Origin of the sequence: Halorientalis persicus (assembly GCF_900110215.1) — an archaeon.
GTDB lineage: Archaea > Halobacteriota > Halobacteria > Halobacteriales > Haloarculaceae > Halorientalis > Halorientalis persica.
The window spans coordinates 46,134-63,111 of record NZ_FOCX01000017.1 but is presented as its reverse complement, the minus strand read 5'-3'; the positions used below and the strand labels follow the sequence as shown (position 1 = coordinate 63,111).

Genomic DNA, 16,978 nt, shown 5'->3' with positions numbered 1-16,978 from the left:
CTACCGCTCTCAGTGTGCGTCGTGTACGCTGCGACGTATATCTCGTAGTCAGTCCCACTATTCAAGCCAATCAGCGTCTCACTCGTTGTGTTCGCGGCGAGGTCGCTATATTGCGTCCACGATGATGCACCCGACTCGCGGTAATAGACGCGGAACCCATCTTCATCAGCACTATTATCGGTCCACGAGAGCGATATGCTCGATTGCGATTCGAGGGACGCACTCAGATTGCTCGGGGCGGGGAGCGTCGTGACAATCGACTTCTCAGCCGTCGAACTCGACGTGTGACTGGTGTAGACTTCGACCTGATAGTAGTACTTTTCACCATCGGGGAGACCTGTATCAGTGTACGAGGTAGTATTCGCCCCGACCGTGTCTATCTGCGAGAGGGAACCACTGACGGTCCCACGATAGATACGAAACCCGTCCTCGTTGTCGGAGTTGTCGGACCACGAGAGCGTGACTGATGCCATAGTCAGTTAGAGAGTGATAGGTTGCTCGGTGCAGGGAGCGCCGTCGTTGCGACAGTTTCGTTTGAGTCCCCAGATGTCCCCGCGCTGTTCTCGGCGTCCACAACATAGTAATACCGCTCACCGTCGAGAAGGCCCGAATCGGTATAACTCGTTGTCCCTGCTGGCACCTCCGCGATATATGAATACGAGCCAGAAGATTGCCCACGGTAGATATTGTAGTGGTCTTGCTGCTCGCCCCAATCGACGCTATCCCAGTTGAGGGTGATATCGTCTTGTGACGCTGAAGCAGTTAGATTCTGCGGTGTTGATGGGGCACTAACTGATAAAAGGGCTGTCAGTTCTATGAAGGCGTATGCTAACAGATCGTCTGGACCGTCTATTTCGGTATATCCTGGCCCCCAATCTACATCGGTACTGCTTCTACTCCATGGAGAAGGGTCAACATCGGCTGTGCCAATATAATCGTTCCCGAAACCATCTTTCGGAACAGCATAGACGACGTACTTTTGACCTGCTGTAAGTGATTCTGTTATTGATATCGTTTCTCCAGAATCCCATAGATTACTATTATTCTTTTCAGTAAGTTTTGTATCTGGATAATCATCAGCGTCCGCTGTCCATAACTCAATAGTTTCTATATTTAGGGTTTTGCTCGATAATTTCAGTTTAATCCCCGCTAAATCTGTATTGGGGTTGAAAATATTCCCTCCCCCCTCATATGCGTCACGCGAATTCTCATCCTGCGGTCTTGAGACCGTGGTTCCTTCTACTGTTGCCATGATTATGGTGGGAGGCGGAAGTTGTGGGAGATAACAACCTCATCCTCTGCGACTTCAAGCGTTGCATCACTCCACGGGTCATGCGTCGTTCGAGTCGTCGCTGACGATGATTTGTACGATTCCGTCCCCGTCAGCGTAATCGGAAGTGAACCACCAGCATCGATCACATCCTGACCTGTCACTGTCAACTCCGCAGTCAGTGGGTTCGATCCTGGGCCAGATGACCACGACGCATTTGCATTCGCGGCCACATCCCAGCGGAGGGCTTCGTTGCTGGCATCATCGATGACAGCGATGAAGGCCCAATTATTCTGGATATAGGTTCTCAAATCCTCGAATCCGTAGCTGTCGAGTTGTGTCACCATTTAGCTCACCGTAATTGCGCTCGTCGCGTCCACTTCGACGACCTCGTCACTCGCGACGACGTAGGCCTGCAATCCGTCACTCCGGGCCGTCGTGTCGTCCTGTCCATCGCCATCGGCGTCGATCACGACCGACGCCACGCCGACGACGCCGTCCAGATCCGTGATCCGGGACTCTAATTCGTCGACGACCACGTCCTCGCTCACGTCCAGCCCAGGCACCGCACCGCCCTCGGGATCGGTCCCGCCGATGTACCCGGCGATGGCACGCTGGACGGCCGTGTCGCCCTCGTAGCCCGCTTCAGTGACCACGTCCACACTGATCGACAGGGCCGTCGGCGTCGGCTCGGACCACAGGATCGTGCGCTGCTGCCCCAGCACGTCGTCCGTGACGGTCGCCGAGTTGGCCGTCCCGTTGATGCCGTTGACGAGCCGCTCGCCGACGGAGATGTGGTTGTGGATCGTCTCGGCGATCTGCTGGTCGGTCGCCCCGCGGCGATAGATGACCAACTCCGCCGACAGCTTGGGCAGCCCGTTCCCGTTGGCGTTGTCCGAGAGCGTCCGGTTGGTGTAGATCGTCAGCGACGGGCGCTCTTCGAGGCCACGGATCGCCTCGGAGACCGCGCCGACGGTCGCCGCGCCGCCGATCGACCCGGGCGACAGCGCTCGGTCCCGGAGCTCCTCGTCAGTCTCGCGGTCCTGCCCGAGCGTCTGGGGCTCGCCGCCGGGCAGGTCGAACGCTGGGTCGCCCGTCGGCTGCGGGTTCGTGACGCCGGTGACGGCTCCCGGCGGCGAGGGCATTCGCGTGATGCGGTCCGCGCCGACGTTGCCGACCGTCCCGCCCTCGACCGCCCGGATCGGCTGCTGGACGGTCGCCGATGCAGCGTCGAAGGTCGCCGGCTCGGTCGTCCGAAACTCGATGCTGTCCGGTGGCTGCGTGGCGACGGGCACGCCGCCGGGGATCGTCTGCTCGCTCCCGGCGGTGTTGCGCGTCCACTCGACGACGCCCGTCGCTCGGATGGCTTCCTGGCGCTGCACGTCCAGCCGCTCGGCACACAGCTGTGTGAGGTGCGGGCCCTCGGCGGTCGCGATGAACAGCGAGTCGTACAGCGCTTCGAGGTCCTGTTCCTGATTGTCGTGGACGGCGCGTGCGAACGCCTGGAACAGCGCTCGGTTGAACGACCCCTCGTAGGGTTCGAGATCGTCGCCGTACGTCTGGTCGATGCTGTCCTGGTACGTCCCGAACAACTCGGCGATCTCCCGCGCCGTGTAGCCATCGGGTCCGAACCCGCCCATCAGGCATCGGCCTCCTCGGTGACGGGCTGGTCCAGGGCGTCACTCTCGACGGTCGCCCGCAGCGTCCCCGGCGACTCGTAGGTCGCGTCGACCGAGTAGGACTGGACGTACTGCAGGGCGTCCAGTTCCTCGCCGAGCGCCGTCTCGAAGTCGAGTTCGGCGTCGATCCCGCCGAGTTGGGCATCGAAGGCGTCGGCCGCCCGGAAGATGGCGTTGACGTGTTGCTGGCGGACGTTGTCCCGACCCGTGACGGTCGCGATATCTCCAGTCGGGTCGATGCTGATGTCTCGGTCCTGTGTCAACTTGGTATCTGTTGGCATTCGTGGATCACTCCGTTTCGACGATGTCCGACCGGGTCAGCGACAGCGACACGCTCGTCACGTGCCCGTCGGCGTCGGTCGTCGTCGACAGCGTGGCGTCGGTGATGACCTGCGACCCGCCCGCGCCGAGGACGACCGTGTCGGCGTCGACGCGGGCCACCGTCTCCGCGCCGCTGGCGTCGATGGCGATCTCGGCCGTCGGGCCATCGAGATCGCCCGGTTTCTCGGCCAGCCGGGCCACCGAGCCGTCGCCGGCGAGTTCGGCGTAGAGGTCGGCACGCGTCACGCGCACGTCGCCGGCCTCGCCCTGCGGGGCCCGGCTTTCAGCGGTCGGGACGACGTGGGTCACGATGCCCCGTTCCGAGTTGCCGTCGACGAACTGCACGAGGACGTCGTCCGGGCCGCCGGGGTCGTCGGGTCCCCGCGGGACCAGCGCGGCGTCGTCGGTCGGGACGGCGACGGGGAGCCGCCGGCGGGTCCGGTCGGGCTCGTCGACCAGCTGGACGTCGACCTCGTGATTCGAGATGTCGTCGCTGCTGGTGTGTTCGTAGACCTGTTTGACCGTCCCGCGCTGGAGCGGTTTCAGCCGGTCGCGGATCTGGCCGAGTATCCAGTCGATGTTGGTGGGTTCAGTGCCGTCTGTCATGGTGGAAAATCGGACCGCAGTCGGTTGCTACCGGCCCGTGAGTTGGACCGGGCCGTCGTCGATCAGCCCGCCGCACTCAATCCGCGTCTCGTAGCCGATGTCGGGCGCGAGCTCGTGCGTGACGCCGGAGACGAGATACCGCTCGCCGCCCAGGTGGTCGGGGAGTTGGACGATGTCAAGCGGGCGGATCGTCGGATCGCCGACGATGTCGATCCAGCCACCGGCCTGCTGGCTCTGGAACTCGCCGAGGATCTTTGTCGCGGCCTGCTGGGCCTGCTGGTCGGTCCGGATGTCGCGGTCTGCGTAGTGGTAGGTTGGTTCGCCGCTCCCGGCGACCGCTCGGACGGGCTCGCGGGTCAGCATATGGCTCGCGCCCTGCCCGCCCGGCTTGTCGCCGTCTGTCGACTGCGAAGACGGCGAGGAGCCAGTGACGACGACGCGCTGGTACGGCGGCGCGCGTTTCCCGGCGCTGGCGTCCAGCACGTATTGCAGTTCGTGCAGCGTCGTCGACGGGGGGATCTGGGCCGCGCTCTGGCCGGGGTACGTGATCCACTGCAGTGTCCCCCCGGTATCTACGAACCAGATGGCATTGGCGTTTGTCGCGGCCCGGGTGAGCAGCGCGATCGCATCTTCGCCGTTGACTGATGCCGATGTCGTGCTCTGCTGACTGGTCGTCTGGGAGTCCGACGCCGCGGCCTGCAGATCCTCCTTTGCCTGTTGCAGATTATCGATGCTGTCGTCGGCGATCTCGTCGAAGACCAGATCAGTGTCATTGCCGCCACCGCCAGACCCACCAGAGCCGCCAACGTGGCGAGCGGTGAAGGGGACGTCCGACCGCTCGGCGGCTTCCCGAGCGATGTCCGTCCACGATGCCTGCTGGAAGTCGGCCTTAATATCCGTCTTGTGCAGGCGGTCGATCGCGTCGTAGGCGACCACGTCGACACTCCCGTAGCCGCTTTGCCGGACGGTGTCAGCGGTCCCGGTAAAGACGCGTTCGCCATTGATCTCGATGCTGGCGGGGGCATCCGGAAGCACGTCCCCGCCCGTCGGCCCCGACGCTTCAACCTCGGCAGCCTCGGAGTAGCGGTTCGTGCGGACCGTCAATTCGACGGGTGCAAAACTGGCGTTCCCGACTGTGACGGTCGCGCTGAGTTCTTGAACAGGCATGACACTCAGGACCGCTGGACACTGGCCCCGCCGACAATCTCCGTGAGTTCGATCCGGAACCGATACTCCGAGAACCCGTCGTCGTTGATACCCTCGGCCTGGTACGTGTTCGTTGTGTGCGGGTTCGCCTCGCCAGAGAAGCGATCCGAGCGGACGGTCACGACCGGCTCCTGATCCAAGTCGTCGACCCTGCCGGCCTCTGCTTTTGAGCAAAGGCCGGTTATTGTTACTTCTTTGGCCTTTGGGCCCAGGATCTGGACGACCACGGGAGCATCCTCTCCGATTGGCTCTTTCGTTTTCCGCCGCTGCCCGCCGTCGATCTCCACCTCTGGGAGCGTTCGGCTGCCGTTGAGGTCGAATGTGATATCGCCGACACGGACGTATGGACGGTCTGTGGTGAGTGACATGCGTGTGGTGTGATGGGAGAAAAGCGATACGGCGTGTTGCTCGTGGACAGGACTACCAGACGCCAAGCCGATTGTACACTGTGATCATCGTGTTGATCCAGAGCACAACCTCGATGCCGCCGGCGATCATCAACCCGTAGGCAACGAGGTCGTGGTATTGTTGTGAGACATCTGCCGGCGGGTGCTGCCGGAGTTTTGACCCAGCGATGATCGCCAGCGGCGCGAAGACGATTGCGAGGGCAAAGACGCCTGCAACAGCGGCGAATCCGCCGACGATAAGCCACTGGTTGCCCGTGAGCATCCCGGTGGAGTCGGAGTTGGATTGGATGCGAACGCCACAATCAGGGCAGATCTCCGCCCGCCGGCTGATGCTGGCCCCACACTCCGTGCAGTACATCTGCCCCTGGCCCGCTTGACTGTCTGCCGGTTGGGCGGGCTGTTCGTCTGGTTGTTGGTCTGCCATATTGAGAGTGTGTCGTGTCAGGGCTTTAGTGTGTGGGCAGTTTCGCGCCGAGTTATCCGGAGTGGCCTGAACGGCGACGGTTGCGTTTGTCTGCCTTTTCGACGGCTCGCTCGACGATGCGCTCAACTTCGCGGTCGCTGGTATCCTCGCCGAACTGTGCGCCTCGGAGGTCGACTGTCGTGCCGGCGTAGCGCGAGCGATTCGCGCCCGCTGCTGGCTGGCCCCGACTGCTGCCGCCACCGCCACCACCACCAGCCGGCGCGCCAGCCTCGTAGGCGACGTTGCCGCCGATGCCGCCGATGACGGCCCCGCTGATCGTTCCGAGACCGGGCACGACGCTCCCTGCCGCGGCCCCGGCGAGTGCCCCGCCAGCGATACTCGTCAGCCGGCCGACTTCAGCCGCTGCCGCAGCGGCCGCGTCGGCGATCGCCGCCAACTGCCTCTTGAACGGGATGAGATGCCCGATGCTTTTGTTGATCGCGCCGCCGACCCCGAGGATCGCGTTCGCCAGGCCCGACAGCACGTCATCCAGCAGCCCGAGTTTGGCGAGCAGGCCGGCGATGACGCCGACCGCGATCGCCGCCCAGCCGACCGGCCCGAGCGCGGCGGCGATGGCTGTCCCGACCGAGTACAGCGCCGGGATCAGCGTACTCGTCAAGAAGCCAGCCAGCGAGAGGGCGGCCCCGCCGAGTGTCGTCAGCCACGACGCGGCCGTCAATGCGATGCCGATACTCGCCAGCACACCCACGACCGCGCCGACAGCTTTGAACACCGGCCCGAACGTGTCGGCGAGCCAGCCGAGGATGTTCCCAAGCACGCGGAGCGGCGGGACCACCACGGTCGCGATGACCTGTGCCATCCCGGCGAGGAAGTCCGCCACTGGCGTCAGCACCGGGATCAGGACGCCACCGACGGCAGTCGCGATCCGCAGGAGTGGCACCGCCAGGTCCAGCATCGCCCGCCCGAACTCAGCGATCTTCGGGAGGAGGTAATCGACCTGGTCCCGCAGGAACCGCAGTGCTTTCGGGACCGAGCGCATCAGGAACGCTATGAATTGCGTTAGGTAGGGCAACACCTCTCGTATCAGCCCTTCAAGAGCCGCGAAGAACTGTGGCTCCGTTTCGGCGAAGACGCCGCCCAGCGTGTCCGCCATCGCCGTGAGCGCCGGGCGTAGGGCGTTCACCATCGCGACGAAATTTTCCAGCACACTCAACGCAGCACTGGCAAATCCACGGAACAACTCCGCGTTCGCTTCCGTCGCGAGTGGGGCGAAGATCTCGGCGGCAACGTCCTTGATCTGGCCGAGGACGTGCTGGACGCCCTCCAGTGTGGACTTGAGGTCCTCCTGTTGGGCGGCGGCCTGTTGCCCCATCGCCATGAGGCCCCCGCCCAGCAGCGCCGCGAAGGCTGCTCCCACCCCCGCGGCGGCGATGGCGACGCCAGCGAACGCCACGGCCAGTGCCGACATGATGGCGATCGCAGCCGCTGCGACGGCCGTAAGTGCCGCCAGCGACGCCTGGAAGCCGCCGATGCTGACTGAGCCCGCGTTTGCGGCAATGCTGGCTGTCGACGTCGAGGCCGACAGCCCCAGCAGCGACGCCGCGGCTTCGCGGGATTCGTCGCCGACCTCGTCGATCTGTGTCCGGGCGGCGACCAGCGACGGCACCATCATCGCGACGGCGGTGCGGACCTCGTCGGCGGCGTTGGCGAACCCTTCACCGTCGCGTTCCGCGCCGGACAGGCGGTTTGCCAGCGCACTCGCCGAGACCGCCCCTTCGGCCATTTCATCGCGTGCGTCCCGGACCTCGCCGGCGACGCGGCGCATGTGCTGTGCGACGTTGCCCTTTGCATACAGCAGGGCGCGGAGTACTTCTTCTCGCATGGGAAAACCAGTCGTCGGTTAGCCGGTGCCCGGAGCGAGCATCTCCTGGCGCTCGACCCAGGCCGTGTGGATGAATCGGAGTTGCAGGTCGGTCAGGTCGCCAGCGTGATCGACGCCGGGCAGGCCGAACATCCGCACGGCGTCGAACAGCATCTGACCCTCGTCACTCGACGCGAAACCCATCGATCCGCCCGCCCTGGAACGCGTGGCTCAACACCTCCGCGCCGATGCCGTAGTAGGTCGCTTCGGGCAATTTCTCGACGAGCTGCCGGATTTCGTTATCGCCGAACTCGTCGTGTTCCAGCCCGGCGACGAGCATGTCGTCCCAGGCGTCGGTCCCTTCGGCGTCCAGCGTCAGCGACTGGATGTCGACGTCGCCCAGGTCGACGTCGTCCATGTCGATGTCCTCGGGACCGTCGACATCGTCCATGTCGATGTCCTCTGCGCCCTCGAAGAACCCCTCCGGGAGCGCCGTGATGACGGCGTTGCGGATTTTTCGGCCCGGGCGCACGATCTCGAACTCGAAGTCGGCCCGGTTCCCCTTGGTCTCGATTGTGGCCGATTTCGTTCGTTCGGCCCCGTACACCACTTCGTCGAAGACGTCCAGCTGGTCAGTTGGATCCTGCATAGATCACACCGGGCGGTACCGATCCGCCGTCCACGAGATCTCCGTGGTGGTCTTGTCGCCGCCGGGGAACTCCCGACTGAACTCCTCGATCTTGACTCTGGTGAACCGGTCGCCGCCCTCGGAACCGTTGACCTGGATGCGGATGTTGTTGACCGGCGTCCCGTCGTCGTTGAGCAGGAGATTCTTCAGCTCTGCCTTCGAGCCGTCGGCTTCGATCGACCCGCTGGCCGACGCCGACACGTAGCTTGTGTCCTCGAAGAGCCCGTCGTTGAAGTCCGACGCACTCGTGTCATACGAGACCGAGTAGTCGGCGTTGGTGAACGGGACGTCGCGTCCCTGGACCGTCAGCACGCCGTCCTTGCCGGTCTCGTGTCTATCTGCCATGTTGTATCACCTCTTAGATGTTGATCGTCATGTCCACGTCCACGGTGCCGACGACACCGACGGGTGAGAACCCAAACGAAATGTCGAGTTTCTTCGGGTTCGTCGCGTCCTGTTCGGCGTTCGTGTACCACCGCGTCTCGTCGTCGGTGTTGGGTTCCAGCACGCCGTCCTCGATGAGGTCGATCAGCTCGTCGGCCAGCCGCTCCTGGACCAGCGTCTCAACCGTGTCGTTGTTGAGCCGGCCCCGGGCGGCCCGGCCGATGGCCCGCGCCGTCAGCACGAGCTGGTCGCGCAGTCGCGCCGTGAAGAAGTCCCGCGTCCAGTCCGTCTCGGTGGACGTCGAGACGTTGTCCTCCAGTGCTGGACTGCCGCTGGCCGAGATCGGGATGACGCCCGAGTTGGCCAGGTCCGTCTGCTCGGGGACCGTCAGCGTCTGGGTCAGGTCCGTGACGCCGGTCAGTGCGTTGCCGAGGATCGGCTCGTCGATGCTGGTGCCCGCCATCTGCCCCGCCACTGCACCGCCCACGAGGCTATCCGAGCCCGGCCGGCGCTCCGGCGCAGTCAAGAACAACGCATCGTTGTCCAGGCCGTCCGTGTAGCCCGTCGCGTCGAAGTGCGCTTCCGGCGGCGTTGCACTGCTGTTCGTGTTGGGCTGGGCCGCCGCCGAGACGCGTATCATCTTCCACTCGCTCTCGCGGAGTGGCCTCACCGTCGAGATCGCGTCGGCGACGACGGACTCGGCTTCGGAGTGGACGCGCCACTCGCCGTGTTCCTGCTCCTGGATGACGCCGGTCGCCGCATCGAATGCCGACTGCCAGTCCAGCCACTTGTAGTCGATCTCGTACTCGTCGCTGTCGCCGGCCTCGACGATCCCCTCGAAGGGGTTGATGTGCACCGTCTGCTCACTCGATGGCTCGGCGACGGGGTCGTTGTACCGGAACGCCACGTCGGCCTCGACACCGTCGGTGGTGTTCGTCGCTGTTATCTCGGCGACGTCCTCGATGATGGGCGTGTTGCCCAGCGTGCCCGAGCCGCCGGCGATCGCCTCGCCGGTCGCGCTCTGGGTCGCCGGCATGACGCCCCAGATGGACGCATAGCCGACGCCGTTGGCCGCCGCGTCGCGGATGGCCTCCGTGAGCGCCGTGTCCTCGCCGAACGCCGCAGCGGCGGCCTGCGGGCCGCTCACCTGCGTCGGATCGTTCGTCTGTGCTGTGCCACTGTTCGGGTCCCCGCGAGCGAAGATGACCAGTTTGTCCTGGTCGCCGATGTTGACGGCGGTGATCGCACCGCCGCTGACATCGACGCTCACGCGGGACGTGTTGCCGTAAATTGCCATGTTGGATTGCGTCGTCTTATGGCGTCTCGCCCGCGAAGTCCGCGGGCACGTACTCGATCTGCACTGCGTCGCCGCCAGTCATGTCACCCGGCGCGGGCGTGTCGACCGTCGCGACGTAGGCCGCGTCGCCGTACGCGACGCTCGTATCGATCACGTCAGTGAACTCGACGGACAGGTCCTGCCGCCAGCGACGGATGCCGGGCCGATCCGTCAGGTCATCCGCGCGGCGGCCGTCGCCGACGCCGAACGCTTCGACGTCGTCGATGGGGTTGCCGTCCGGATCGGGCAGCGGGTCGCCCCGCTCGCGGTCGTCGTACTGCCGGCAGACGCGCTGGGCCCGGTAGCCCAGATCGGTCGCGTCGTGCTCGTCATCGCCGGCGGCGACGTAGATGTCCAGCTGCAACTCGGCATCGAACGTCGCCGCGAACAACTCACCGACCCGGTTGCCGGCGTCGTCCGTCACGTAGCCGACGCGGTCGGTGTTGAACGCCTCGAGGCGGTCGTCGGCGACGATCTGCAGGTCGCCAAACGGTGAGTCGACGTGGCCGTCCACACCGCCCGGGTCCGACTCTCGCGTCAGGACAGTGGTGAGGCCCGTCGCGGCTTCGAGCCGGGTGCTGAGGCCGCGCAGGATCGTCTGTGGGTTGACCATGGTTCAGATCAGTCCTCCCACTGGCGGCGGCACTCTCGTGCCTCGATGTGGACGGCCATGGCCAGCGCCGCGACCATGCCGATCAGCGATTCAGTCACGATCGCGTTGATGCCGACCCCGCCGACCAGCAACAGGCCGAGCAGGTAGGCCGTACTATTGTCTGTCATAGATGGCCCTCCCGCTGGCGGCGGCACTCGTATGCTTCGTTCTGGACGAGGACGATCAGCGCGAAGATCGCGACGGGCACCGACCCAGTCACGGTCGCCACAGTGGCCATTGCGAAGCTCAACAACGCGACGAACCAGTAGCGAGAACTGTGGACTGTCATAGATGTGCCTCCAGGAGTGCCTCGATCTCGGCGGCGATGTTGTCGACCAAGCCCGACTCGTGTTGTTTCAGCGACGGCCGCAGGTACGGCTGGGCCGGCGTCCCCGGGTGGTCGACGTGCTGGGCGAAGACGGGGTCGCCGTCCGGGCCGGGGAACCGCAACGCGTCGGCGTCATCGGGCGTGATCGGGTGCGGAGCGGTGCCGTACTCGACGTCGGCGGCGTACTCCATCGAGGAGCCGACCGCCCAGCGGCCCACGTTGAGCCGGCGGGCCTGGATCGACGCCCGGAGTGCGCCGGTGTCCACCGGGGCGTGGCGCTTGGCCGTGCCCTCCATCTGAAACGCTGTTTTCTGGACGCCGGCATCGACGGCCTCGTCGACCTCGTCGGCGGCTGCCTCGAGTGCGTCGGCGAGGTCGTCCAGGTCCTCGGCTGCTGCACCGAGCCCGCCGATGTCGGTCATGAGGGGTCAGACCACGAACTCGCCGCCGCCTGCGTCATCGTCGGCCGTCATGATCGTGTTGACGGCGTCGCGATACATCGACTTCATCTCGCGGGCGACCTCCATCACGTCCTCGCCGGAGCCGGCCGAGAAGTCGCCAGCATTCGCCGATGACGGGTGTTCCGGCCCGGAAAAGAGCATGTACGTCGCGTAGGCCAGCGCCGCCTTCTCGTGGATCGCCTCCGGGTTGTCGATCCGCCGGCCATCGTTGACCTCGCTCTCCAGTTGTGCCTCGGCGTGTTTGGCAGCCTTCTGTAGGTCGCTTGGATCGAAGACGTCGCCGGGGCCTTGCAGCGGGAGGTCATCGAGGTCACAGTACCGCGGCTCGTAGGCCATGCGTCAGTCCTCCCACTCGATCATCGTGACGTGGTCGTCGGCCACGAGTAGTGTGTCCGCGCTATCGGCCACCGGCGCGGTGTCGTCCGGGGCGGGGTCATGGATCGACTCGATCTCGGCCAGCCTGACGTACCCCGACGGAACAGGGTCGCCATCGACCGGGCCGTCAGTGTCCCCGAACGCGACAGTCTGACACCCGACCAGGAGGCCACCGCCATCGAAGGTGAGTGTGACGCTTGGCATGGCGGTCAGTCCTCGCGAGCGGCGTCGATGGCGTCGATGGCCGTCGACCGGGGTGACCCATCCGCTCGCTCGGCCTGTTCGATCGCGTCGAGTTCGGCCGCGCTGTAGTCGGCCTCGGCCAGCGCGTCCCGGAGTGCGTCGACGGCGAACTCGTCGGGGTTGAGTGGTGGTTCTGCGACCGACGCATCGTCGGCATCGGCAGCGTCGTCAGCATCAGCGGCATCGTCAGTGCCGTCAGCGTCGGCCGGGCCGTCGTACGTCAGGTTCGGGTAGTGATCCGCCAGCCGTCGCGCCGTCTCTTCGCGCTCGACGACAGCTGTGCCGTCCTCGAAGGCGAGTTCGCCGTCGGGGTGTTTCCCGAGTGCGAGCGTGCCGCTGTAGTCGTCGCCGGTCGTCAGTGCGAGTGTGTGGGGCATGGCCGATCAGCCCTGCACCCTCACGGCCGCCTCACTGAATTTGTCGGTCCAACCGTACGCGGCCTTGATCTTCACCTTGACCGCCTCGGAGTCGAAGTCGGTGGTCTGGTCGGTGTCGACGGGCTGCCATTCGCCCTCGTAGCCGAACTGGTCGGTGTCGACGACGATCGCCTCGTTGGCGCCGACGCTCACGATGTTCGAGAACATGAACTCGATGCCGGCGAACTCACCGAGGCTGCCGCTCTGGACTGCCTCGTCACCGAGGTCGGTGCCCCGTTCGGCCAGGTAGTTGATGAGCGACTCCTTGCCGCTCGGGCCCACCAGCGCCATGTCGGCGGTGAAGCCGTCCTCGCCACGCTGGGCGAGTTCGGTCACGCCGGCGTTGATGTCCGTGAACGAGAGCGTGCCGTCATCGTCCCCGACGGCTTCGCCGCTGGGCGCGGCCGAATCGAGGACGGCGAAGGCCGACCGGTCCAGCTTCTTGGCCATATTCTTGGCGTGGCCCTCGACGTGCTCCCCCAGGAGGTCGGAGATGTGGTCGTTGATGTCTTCTTCGGGGATCTTCGATCCCTTCTTGAAGATCTGCCGAGTGACGCGCGGGCGCCCGTACTCTTCGCGGTCGTACGTGACGTCCGCGCCAGGTTCGACCTCTTCGGGGAGGCCCAGCTCCTCCGCGGGAACCGGGATTTCGTACTCTTCGCCCGCCCCGTCGGGGACGTTTTCGTCCATGAAGAACTCACGGACGACAGTCTGTGCTTCGATGCGTTCCGCCGCGAAGTCGCGAACGGTCGTCGGGTCGATGATCTGGTCGATGTTGGGGAGTGCCATTGAGAATGCCTCGTTAAGCGTTGGTGTGTGGTCGCTGGTTGCCTACGTTACACGTCGACGTGGGCGTAGCCCGTCGGGATGTCGGGAATCCCGCCCGGCGCTGCGCCCTCGCCGTACATCGTCATGATGCCCTTTGCCGAGGTGCCGCCGGCGAGCTGGCCTTCGGTGGCGCTCGCGCCGAGTTCGACACCAGGGCCGACGCCAGCCGCGACGTTCGCGACGACCGGGCCGCTGTAGGTGACCAGGACGTCGTCGCCGGCCGCGTAGCCGTCGCCGTCGTCGTGGCCGACGACGCCGTAGACGGTCGGGTTGTTCGTCCCGTCGGCGGTCACGAGTTCGCCGTTCGCGTCGAGCGCGACGGCGTCGCCCGCGGACAGCGCCTCGGCGGCGGTGCGGGTCTCGGTGTGCTGGGCGTCGTCCTTGTGGGACTGCCCGGGTTTGAGGCTCATCAGGCCTCACCCCCCATGATCTCGGCGAGTTCGGCTTCGACGCGTTCGAGCTCCTTCTCGGCGAGGTCGTTGTCTGCGTCCTCGAGTTCAACCTTCCGTTCTTCGAGTTCGGCCTTCCGCTCCTGCTCGGCTGCCGAGAGGTTCGCCTCCGCGGACGGGCCGCCACCCGAGCGGACGGTCGGCTCGGGTGTGCCATCGTCTGCGGCGAAGTCGACCTCCTCGACCTTCTCCGAGAGTTCGGCGAGCGTGAACTGCTCGGCGAGTTCGTCCTCCGAGAGGATCGTGTCGGCCTCGGCGAGGGCGGCTGCATACTGCTCGCGGGCCGCCTCGTTCTGCTCGCGCAGCTCCTCGTTTGTCTCTTCGAGCTCGGCGATTCGCTCCTCTTTCTCGTCGATCGTTTCGGCCTTGGCCTCGAGTTCTGCTTCGAGGTCGTCGATCTGTGCCTCTTTCTCGTCGACGCGCTCAAGCAGCGCCTCGACATCAGGAGAATCGGTATCGTTGTCGTTACTCATTGTATCAGTGCCACCGCTGTCGGTGGCGGTCGCTGTAGTTGGAGAGTCGGTGCTGTCAGCAGTGTCGCGGTCCTGGGCCTCGCCGGATGGGTCATCGGCCGTGGTCGCCGCCAGCCAGCCAGCCGTCGCCGCCGCGGCCTCGGGATCGTCGGCCCCGAACAGGCCGTCCGGCGCGGCCGCGAGCATGGACTGGGTCCAGTCGGACAGGGCATCCAGCGTCGCGTCGGCGACGCCCTCGAACCCACCGCGGGCCCCGCTGATCGCGGCGTCAATCGCGACCAGCGCTCGCGTGTTGACTGGGGCGTCCGGCCCGTCGCGGAACGGCGCTTTCCAGTTCGACTTGGCGTCACGCGCCTCGTCGTCGGTCGGGACCAGCGCCATCGTCTGGTCCAGCACGCCGGCCGCGTCGTCGGCCTCGCTGGGGTTCGGGAGCGACGCCGTGACGTCGTCGCCGTCCCACTCGGTGTCCGTGAAGCCGGGGCCGTCGCCCGTGATCTCGTCGGGCGAGACGTTCGTCACCTCGTAGCTGTCAGCCGCGAGTGCAGCCATGGCGGCTTCGCTCGCCGGCGCGGCTGGGAAGTCGTCGTGACGGGTCACGGACCCGGGTTTCCGTGCCACCAGCCGCTCCGCCGGTGTCCACGTGTCACCCTGACCGGGTTCGTGGACGCCGATCAGCACGGCCGGCGCGGTCACGACCTGGTCGGTGCTGAGCAGGTCGTCGAATTGCCCGCGCTGGATCTTGGCCTGGACTTTGCCGTAGGCGAGCGTGCCGTTGCCCGTCCGCCAGGAGACGACGCCGCCCGGTGCGAACTGGCCGAGGTCGGCAAGTGACGCCCGTTCGCCCGGCGGCTGCGTCATGTCGACGATGTCGTTGCCGGTGGCCTTCCGCAGGTCCGGGATCGACCCGTACTCGGAGACGTGCGGGTCGTCAAGTTCGTCCGGGAACGCCGCCCGCTGCCAGTCGACGTAGACGCCGGCATCGGGGAACGCCACACCAACCCCGAGGACGTCATTGTCGTAGTCCGTCTCGTCGCCCTCAGCGGGCACGACGCGGAACAGCCGAAGGCCGGCCGACCAGCCGTCATCGCCAACGGCCAGGGCGGCCCCAGCGCCATCGGCGTCGTCATCGTCGTGCAGTGTGGCCTGGATGCTGGCCGCCGACAGCGCCGCAACGGCGGGGTTCTCGGCGGCGCTCCCTGGCGCGGCGTAGGAAGCGTCCGACGCCCCCTGCTCGGTCGTCGCCATCCCGGTGTACTCGAAGCCGCGCATGATGACCGCGCCCGTCTCGTCGTGGCGGTCGACGGCGTCCGGGTTGGCCGCCTCGATCGTCGGCTCGCGCTCGCCGATCGACAGCGCCTCCGCGATCTCGGCATCTTCGAGCCCCGCCTCGTAGACGACGGCATCCCGCGTCTCGTCGTAGGCCGCGGCGAGGATCTCGCCGACCGCGTGGCGGTCGCCGTCGTGGACCGAGTAGACCGTCTGCCCGGCCAGCGTCGGCGCGGCCTGTTGCAGTTCGGCAGCGGGCCAGTACTTCGGCCCGTTCTGGCCGTGCGTGAGTTCGCCTGCGGCCTGGGCGACGCCATGGACGACGTACGGGTAGTCGGCAGCGTCGCGTTCCCGCAGGCTGGCGATGCGGCTGGTGTACTGTGTTGGTGTCATCGTATCATGAGAAATCCAGCCGGGTCTGGACCTCGGCCCCGGCAAGGCGTCATCGGAGACTGCTGAACCGTTTGCGCGCAGACTGTCAACAGGTCTTTCGTGTTGGAATACTCCCGCTACTGCCGTTTTGGCGAAGTGGTACAGGACACGGCGTGCTTTCGCACCACCGCGGTTCGCACCCACACCTTCTTTGGCACATACTCTTACGGTTACCCACCGTGGCGACAGATGCCGCGCTTTCAGTGCCAAATTTGGATGTTACGCCAATTCCAGCAGCGTCAGGGCGCTCGGTGCTCGTGGCCGAGTCTTCGACGGACGACGTCAAAAGGGTCCAAGAGCACGGACAGTCTGCCTTACGCCGATTCATCAGTCCTATATACATCCCCCAACCCGGATTTAGGCCGCCAATCCGGACTAAAGTGCGTATCGCCACAGTCTTCGCACCGATAGCGGTCATCGGACTCGCCATAAGGCCATGGGGCTACATTTGGCGACCTGCACACAGGACAACAGGCATGATTCATTCGTTCCAGAAGTGGATCTGTGCCGGGAGGGCCTCGCCCCGGCGGGGTCATCGGATGTCGTCTTACTCAGTCAGGACTGGCTCGGTGCCGGCCAGGTCACGAGTGTAGGCCTCGACCTCGCCGTGACAGCGGCGGCACAGCGTGATTAAATCCCAATCTCCGTTTGTTCCACCCGCCGACACCGGGATGATATGGTGAATGTCAAGAAGGACGTCCGACGAACCGCATTTCTGACACTCCTCCTCGCGGATCTTTTCGCGGACGGCCTCGGCCTGATGGACTTCAAGGTCCACATGGGCTGGTCGACGCTCGACACCGTTCTGACCTACGCCGACGAAGACTACGAGAGGACGGCCAGCTCGGTTCGGCACGCGCTCGGGTAGCCCCG

25 protein-coding genes and 1 pseudogene are annotated in these 16,978 nt (G+C 65.5%); 1 reads left to right on the top strand and 25 read right to left on the bottom strand.

The genetic code is table 11. From position 1 onward, the window contains the following. Positions 1-59 precede the first annotated feature (59 nt). The 25 genes and pseudogenes from BMX17_RS27535 to BMX17_RS27530 all read right to left on the bottom strand — a co-directional run. A pseudogene (locus BMX17_RS27535) lies at positions 60-197 on the bottom strand (fibronectin type III domain-containing protein); the annotation flags it as partial. A 278-nt stretch (positions 198-475) separates the two neighbouring features. Continuing rightward, the gene (locus BMX17_RS16600) at positions 476-1,252 is read right to left on the bottom strand and encodes a fibronectin type III domain-containing protein (RefSeq protein WP_092662131.1); all 777 of its coding nucleotides are present in this window, start codon (positions 1,250-1,252) and stop codon (positions 476-478) included. 2 nt (positions 1,253-1,254) lie between these two features. Then, positions 1,255-1,614: a hypothetical protein gene (locus BMX17_RS16595; protein WP_139203561.1), complete on the bottom strand. Its 360-nt coding sequence runs from the start codon at positions 1,612-1,614 to the stop codon at positions 1,255-1,257. A 3-nt stretch (positions 1,615-1,617) separates the two neighbouring features. Continuing rightward, the gene (locus BMX17_RS16590; protein ID WP_092662127.1) at positions 1,618-2,910 is read right to left on the bottom strand and encodes a baseplate J/gp47 family protein; all 1,293 of its coding nucleotides are present in this window, start codon (positions 2,908-2,910) and stop codon (positions 1,618-1,620) included. Further along, entirely contained in the window at positions 2,910-3,230 is a 321-nt protein-coding gene (locus BMX17_RS16585; protein WP_092662125.1) for a hypothetical protein, read from the bottom strand. The genes BMX17_RS16590 and BMX17_RS16585 overlap by 1 nt, the downstream gene beginning before the upstream one ends. A 7-nt stretch (positions 3,231-3,237) precedes the next feature. Beyond that, a complete protein-coding gene (locus BMX17_RS16580; protein ID WP_092662123.1) occupies positions 3,238-3,876 on the bottom strand; it encodes a hypothetical protein in 639 nt (212 codons plus the stop codon). A 27-nt stretch (positions 3,877-3,903) separates the two neighbouring features. Next, a complete protein-coding gene (locus tag BMX17_RS16575) occupies positions 3,904-5,043 on the bottom strand; it encodes a hypothetical protein (RefSeq protein WP_092662121.1) in 1,140 nt (379 codons plus the stop codon). 5 nt (positions 5,044-5,048) lie between these two features. Beyond that, complete coding sequence (locus BMX17_RS16570; RefSeq protein WP_092662119.1) at positions 5,049-5,450, bottom strand: hypothetical protein; 402 nt, start codon at positions 5,448-5,450, stop codon at positions 5,049-5,051. Positions 5,451-5,502: 52 nt separating this feature from the next. Then, a complete protein-coding gene (locus BMX17_RS16565) occupies positions 5,503-5,913 on the bottom strand; it encodes a zinc ribbon domain-containing protein (protein ID WP_092662117.1) in 411 nt (136 codons plus the stop codon). 52 nt (positions 5,914-5,965) lie between these two features. Beyond that, the gene (locus BMX17_RS16560) at positions 5,966-7,795 is read right to left on the bottom strand and encodes a hypothetical protein (protein ID WP_092662115.1); all 1,830 of its coding nucleotides are present in this window, start codon (positions 7,793-7,795) and stop codon (positions 5,966-5,968) included. Between the two features lie 18 nt (positions 7,796-7,813). Further along, a complete protein-coding gene (locus BMX17_RS26260) occupies positions 7,814-7,978 on the bottom strand; it encodes a hypothetical protein (RefSeq protein ID WP_170845449.1) in 165 nt (54 codons plus the stop codon). After that, a complete protein-coding gene (locus BMX17_RS16555) occupies positions 7,959-8,423 on the bottom strand; it encodes a hypothetical protein (RefSeq protein ID WP_092662113.1) in 465 nt (154 codons plus the stop codon). Before BMX17_RS16555 ends, BMX17_RS26260 begins: the two co-directional genes overlap by 20 nt. Positions 8,424-8,426: 3 nt before the next feature. Continuing rightward, complete coding sequence (locus BMX17_RS16550) at positions 8,427-8,807, bottom strand: hypothetical protein (protein ID WP_092662111.1); 381 nt, start codon at positions 8,805-8,807, stop codon at positions 8,427-8,429. A 13-nt stretch (positions 8,808-8,820) separates the two neighbouring features. Beyond that, a complete protein-coding gene (locus BMX17_RS16545; RefSeq protein ID WP_139203560.1) occupies positions 8,821-10,143 on the bottom strand; it encodes a hypothetical protein in 1,323 nt (440 codons plus the stop codon). A gap of 16 nt (positions 10,144-10,159) precedes the next feature. Next, a complete protein-coding gene (locus BMX17_RS16540; protein WP_092662107.1) occupies positions 10,160-10,795 on the bottom strand; it encodes a hypothetical protein in 636 nt (211 codons plus the stop codon). Positions 10,796-10,803: 8 nt separating this feature from the next. Beyond that, complete coding sequence (locus BMX17_RS26255) at positions 10,804-10,962, bottom strand: hypothetical protein (protein WP_170845448.1); 159 nt, start codon at positions 10,960-10,962, stop codon at positions 10,804-10,806. Beyond that, on the bottom strand, positions 10,959-11,123 hold the full coding sequence (locus tag BMX17_RS26250) for a hypothetical protein (protein WP_170845447.1): 165 nt from the start codon (positions 11,121-11,123) through the stop codon (positions 10,959-10,961). The genes BMX17_RS26255 and BMX17_RS26250 overlap by 4 nt, the downstream gene beginning before the upstream one ends. Continuing rightward, entirely contained in the window at positions 11,120-11,584 is a 465-nt protein-coding gene (locus tag BMX17_RS16535) for an HK97-gp10 family putative phage morphogenesis protein (protein WP_092662105.1), read from the bottom strand. The genes BMX17_RS26250 and BMX17_RS16535 overlap by 4 nt, the downstream gene beginning before the upstream one ends. A gap of 6 nt (positions 11,585-11,590) precedes the next feature. Next, positions 11,591-11,959, bottom strand: coding sequence for a hypothetical protein (locus BMX17_RS16530; protein ID WP_092662103.1), 369 nt, complete (start codon positions 11,957-11,959; stop codon positions 11,591-11,593). Between the two features lie 3 nt (positions 11,960-11,962). Then, the gene (locus tag BMX17_RS16525) at positions 11,963-12,202 is read right to left on the bottom strand and encodes a hypothetical protein (protein ID WP_092662101.1); all 240 of its coding nucleotides are present in this window, start codon (positions 12,200-12,202) and stop codon (positions 11,963-11,965) included. Between the two features lie 5 nt (positions 12,203-12,207). After that, positions 12,208-12,618: a hypothetical protein gene (locus BMX17_RS16520; RefSeq protein WP_092662099.1), complete on the bottom strand. Its 411-nt coding sequence runs from the start codon at positions 12,616-12,618 to the stop codon at positions 12,208-12,210. A gap of 6 nt (positions 12,619-12,624) precedes the next feature. Further along, positions 12,625-13,446 (bottom strand): phage major capsid protein, encoded by an 822-nt coding sequence (locus BMX17_RS16515; protein ID WP_092662097.1) that lies wholly within the window; start codon positions 13,444-13,446, stop codon positions 12,625-12,627. 47 nt (positions 13,447-13,493) lie between these two features. Continuing rightward, positions 13,494-13,895 carry a hypothetical protein gene (locus BMX17_RS16510; RefSeq protein ID WP_092662095.1) on the bottom strand — a complete coding sequence of 134 codons (402 nt, stop codon included), beginning with the start codon at positions 13,893-13,895 and terminating at the stop codon, positions 13,494-13,496. Further along, entirely contained in the window at positions 13,895-16,066 is a 2,172-nt protein-coding gene (locus BMX17_RS16505; RefSeq protein WP_092662093.1) for a hypothetical protein, read from the bottom strand. Before BMX17_RS16505 ends, BMX17_RS16510 begins: the two co-directional genes overlap by 1 nt. A 586-nt stretch (positions 16,067-16,652) precedes the next feature. Further along, on the bottom strand, positions 16,653-16,772 hold the full coding sequence (locus BMX17_RS27530) for a hypothetical protein (RefSeq protein WP_394327916.1): 120 nt from the start codon (positions 16,770-16,772) through the stop codon (positions 16,653-16,655). A 9-nt stretch (positions 16,773-16,781) separates the two neighbouring features. Between BMX17_RS27530 and BMX17_RS26995 the strand changes: the two genes are divergently transcribed. Beyond that, positions 16,782-16,973 carry a hypothetical protein gene (locus BMX17_RS26995; protein ID WP_244515029.1) on the top strand — a complete coding sequence of 64 codons (192 nt, stop codon included), beginning with the start codon at positions 16,782-16,784 and terminating at the stop codon, positions 16,971-16,973. Positions 16,974-16,978 lie beyond the last annotated feature (5 nt).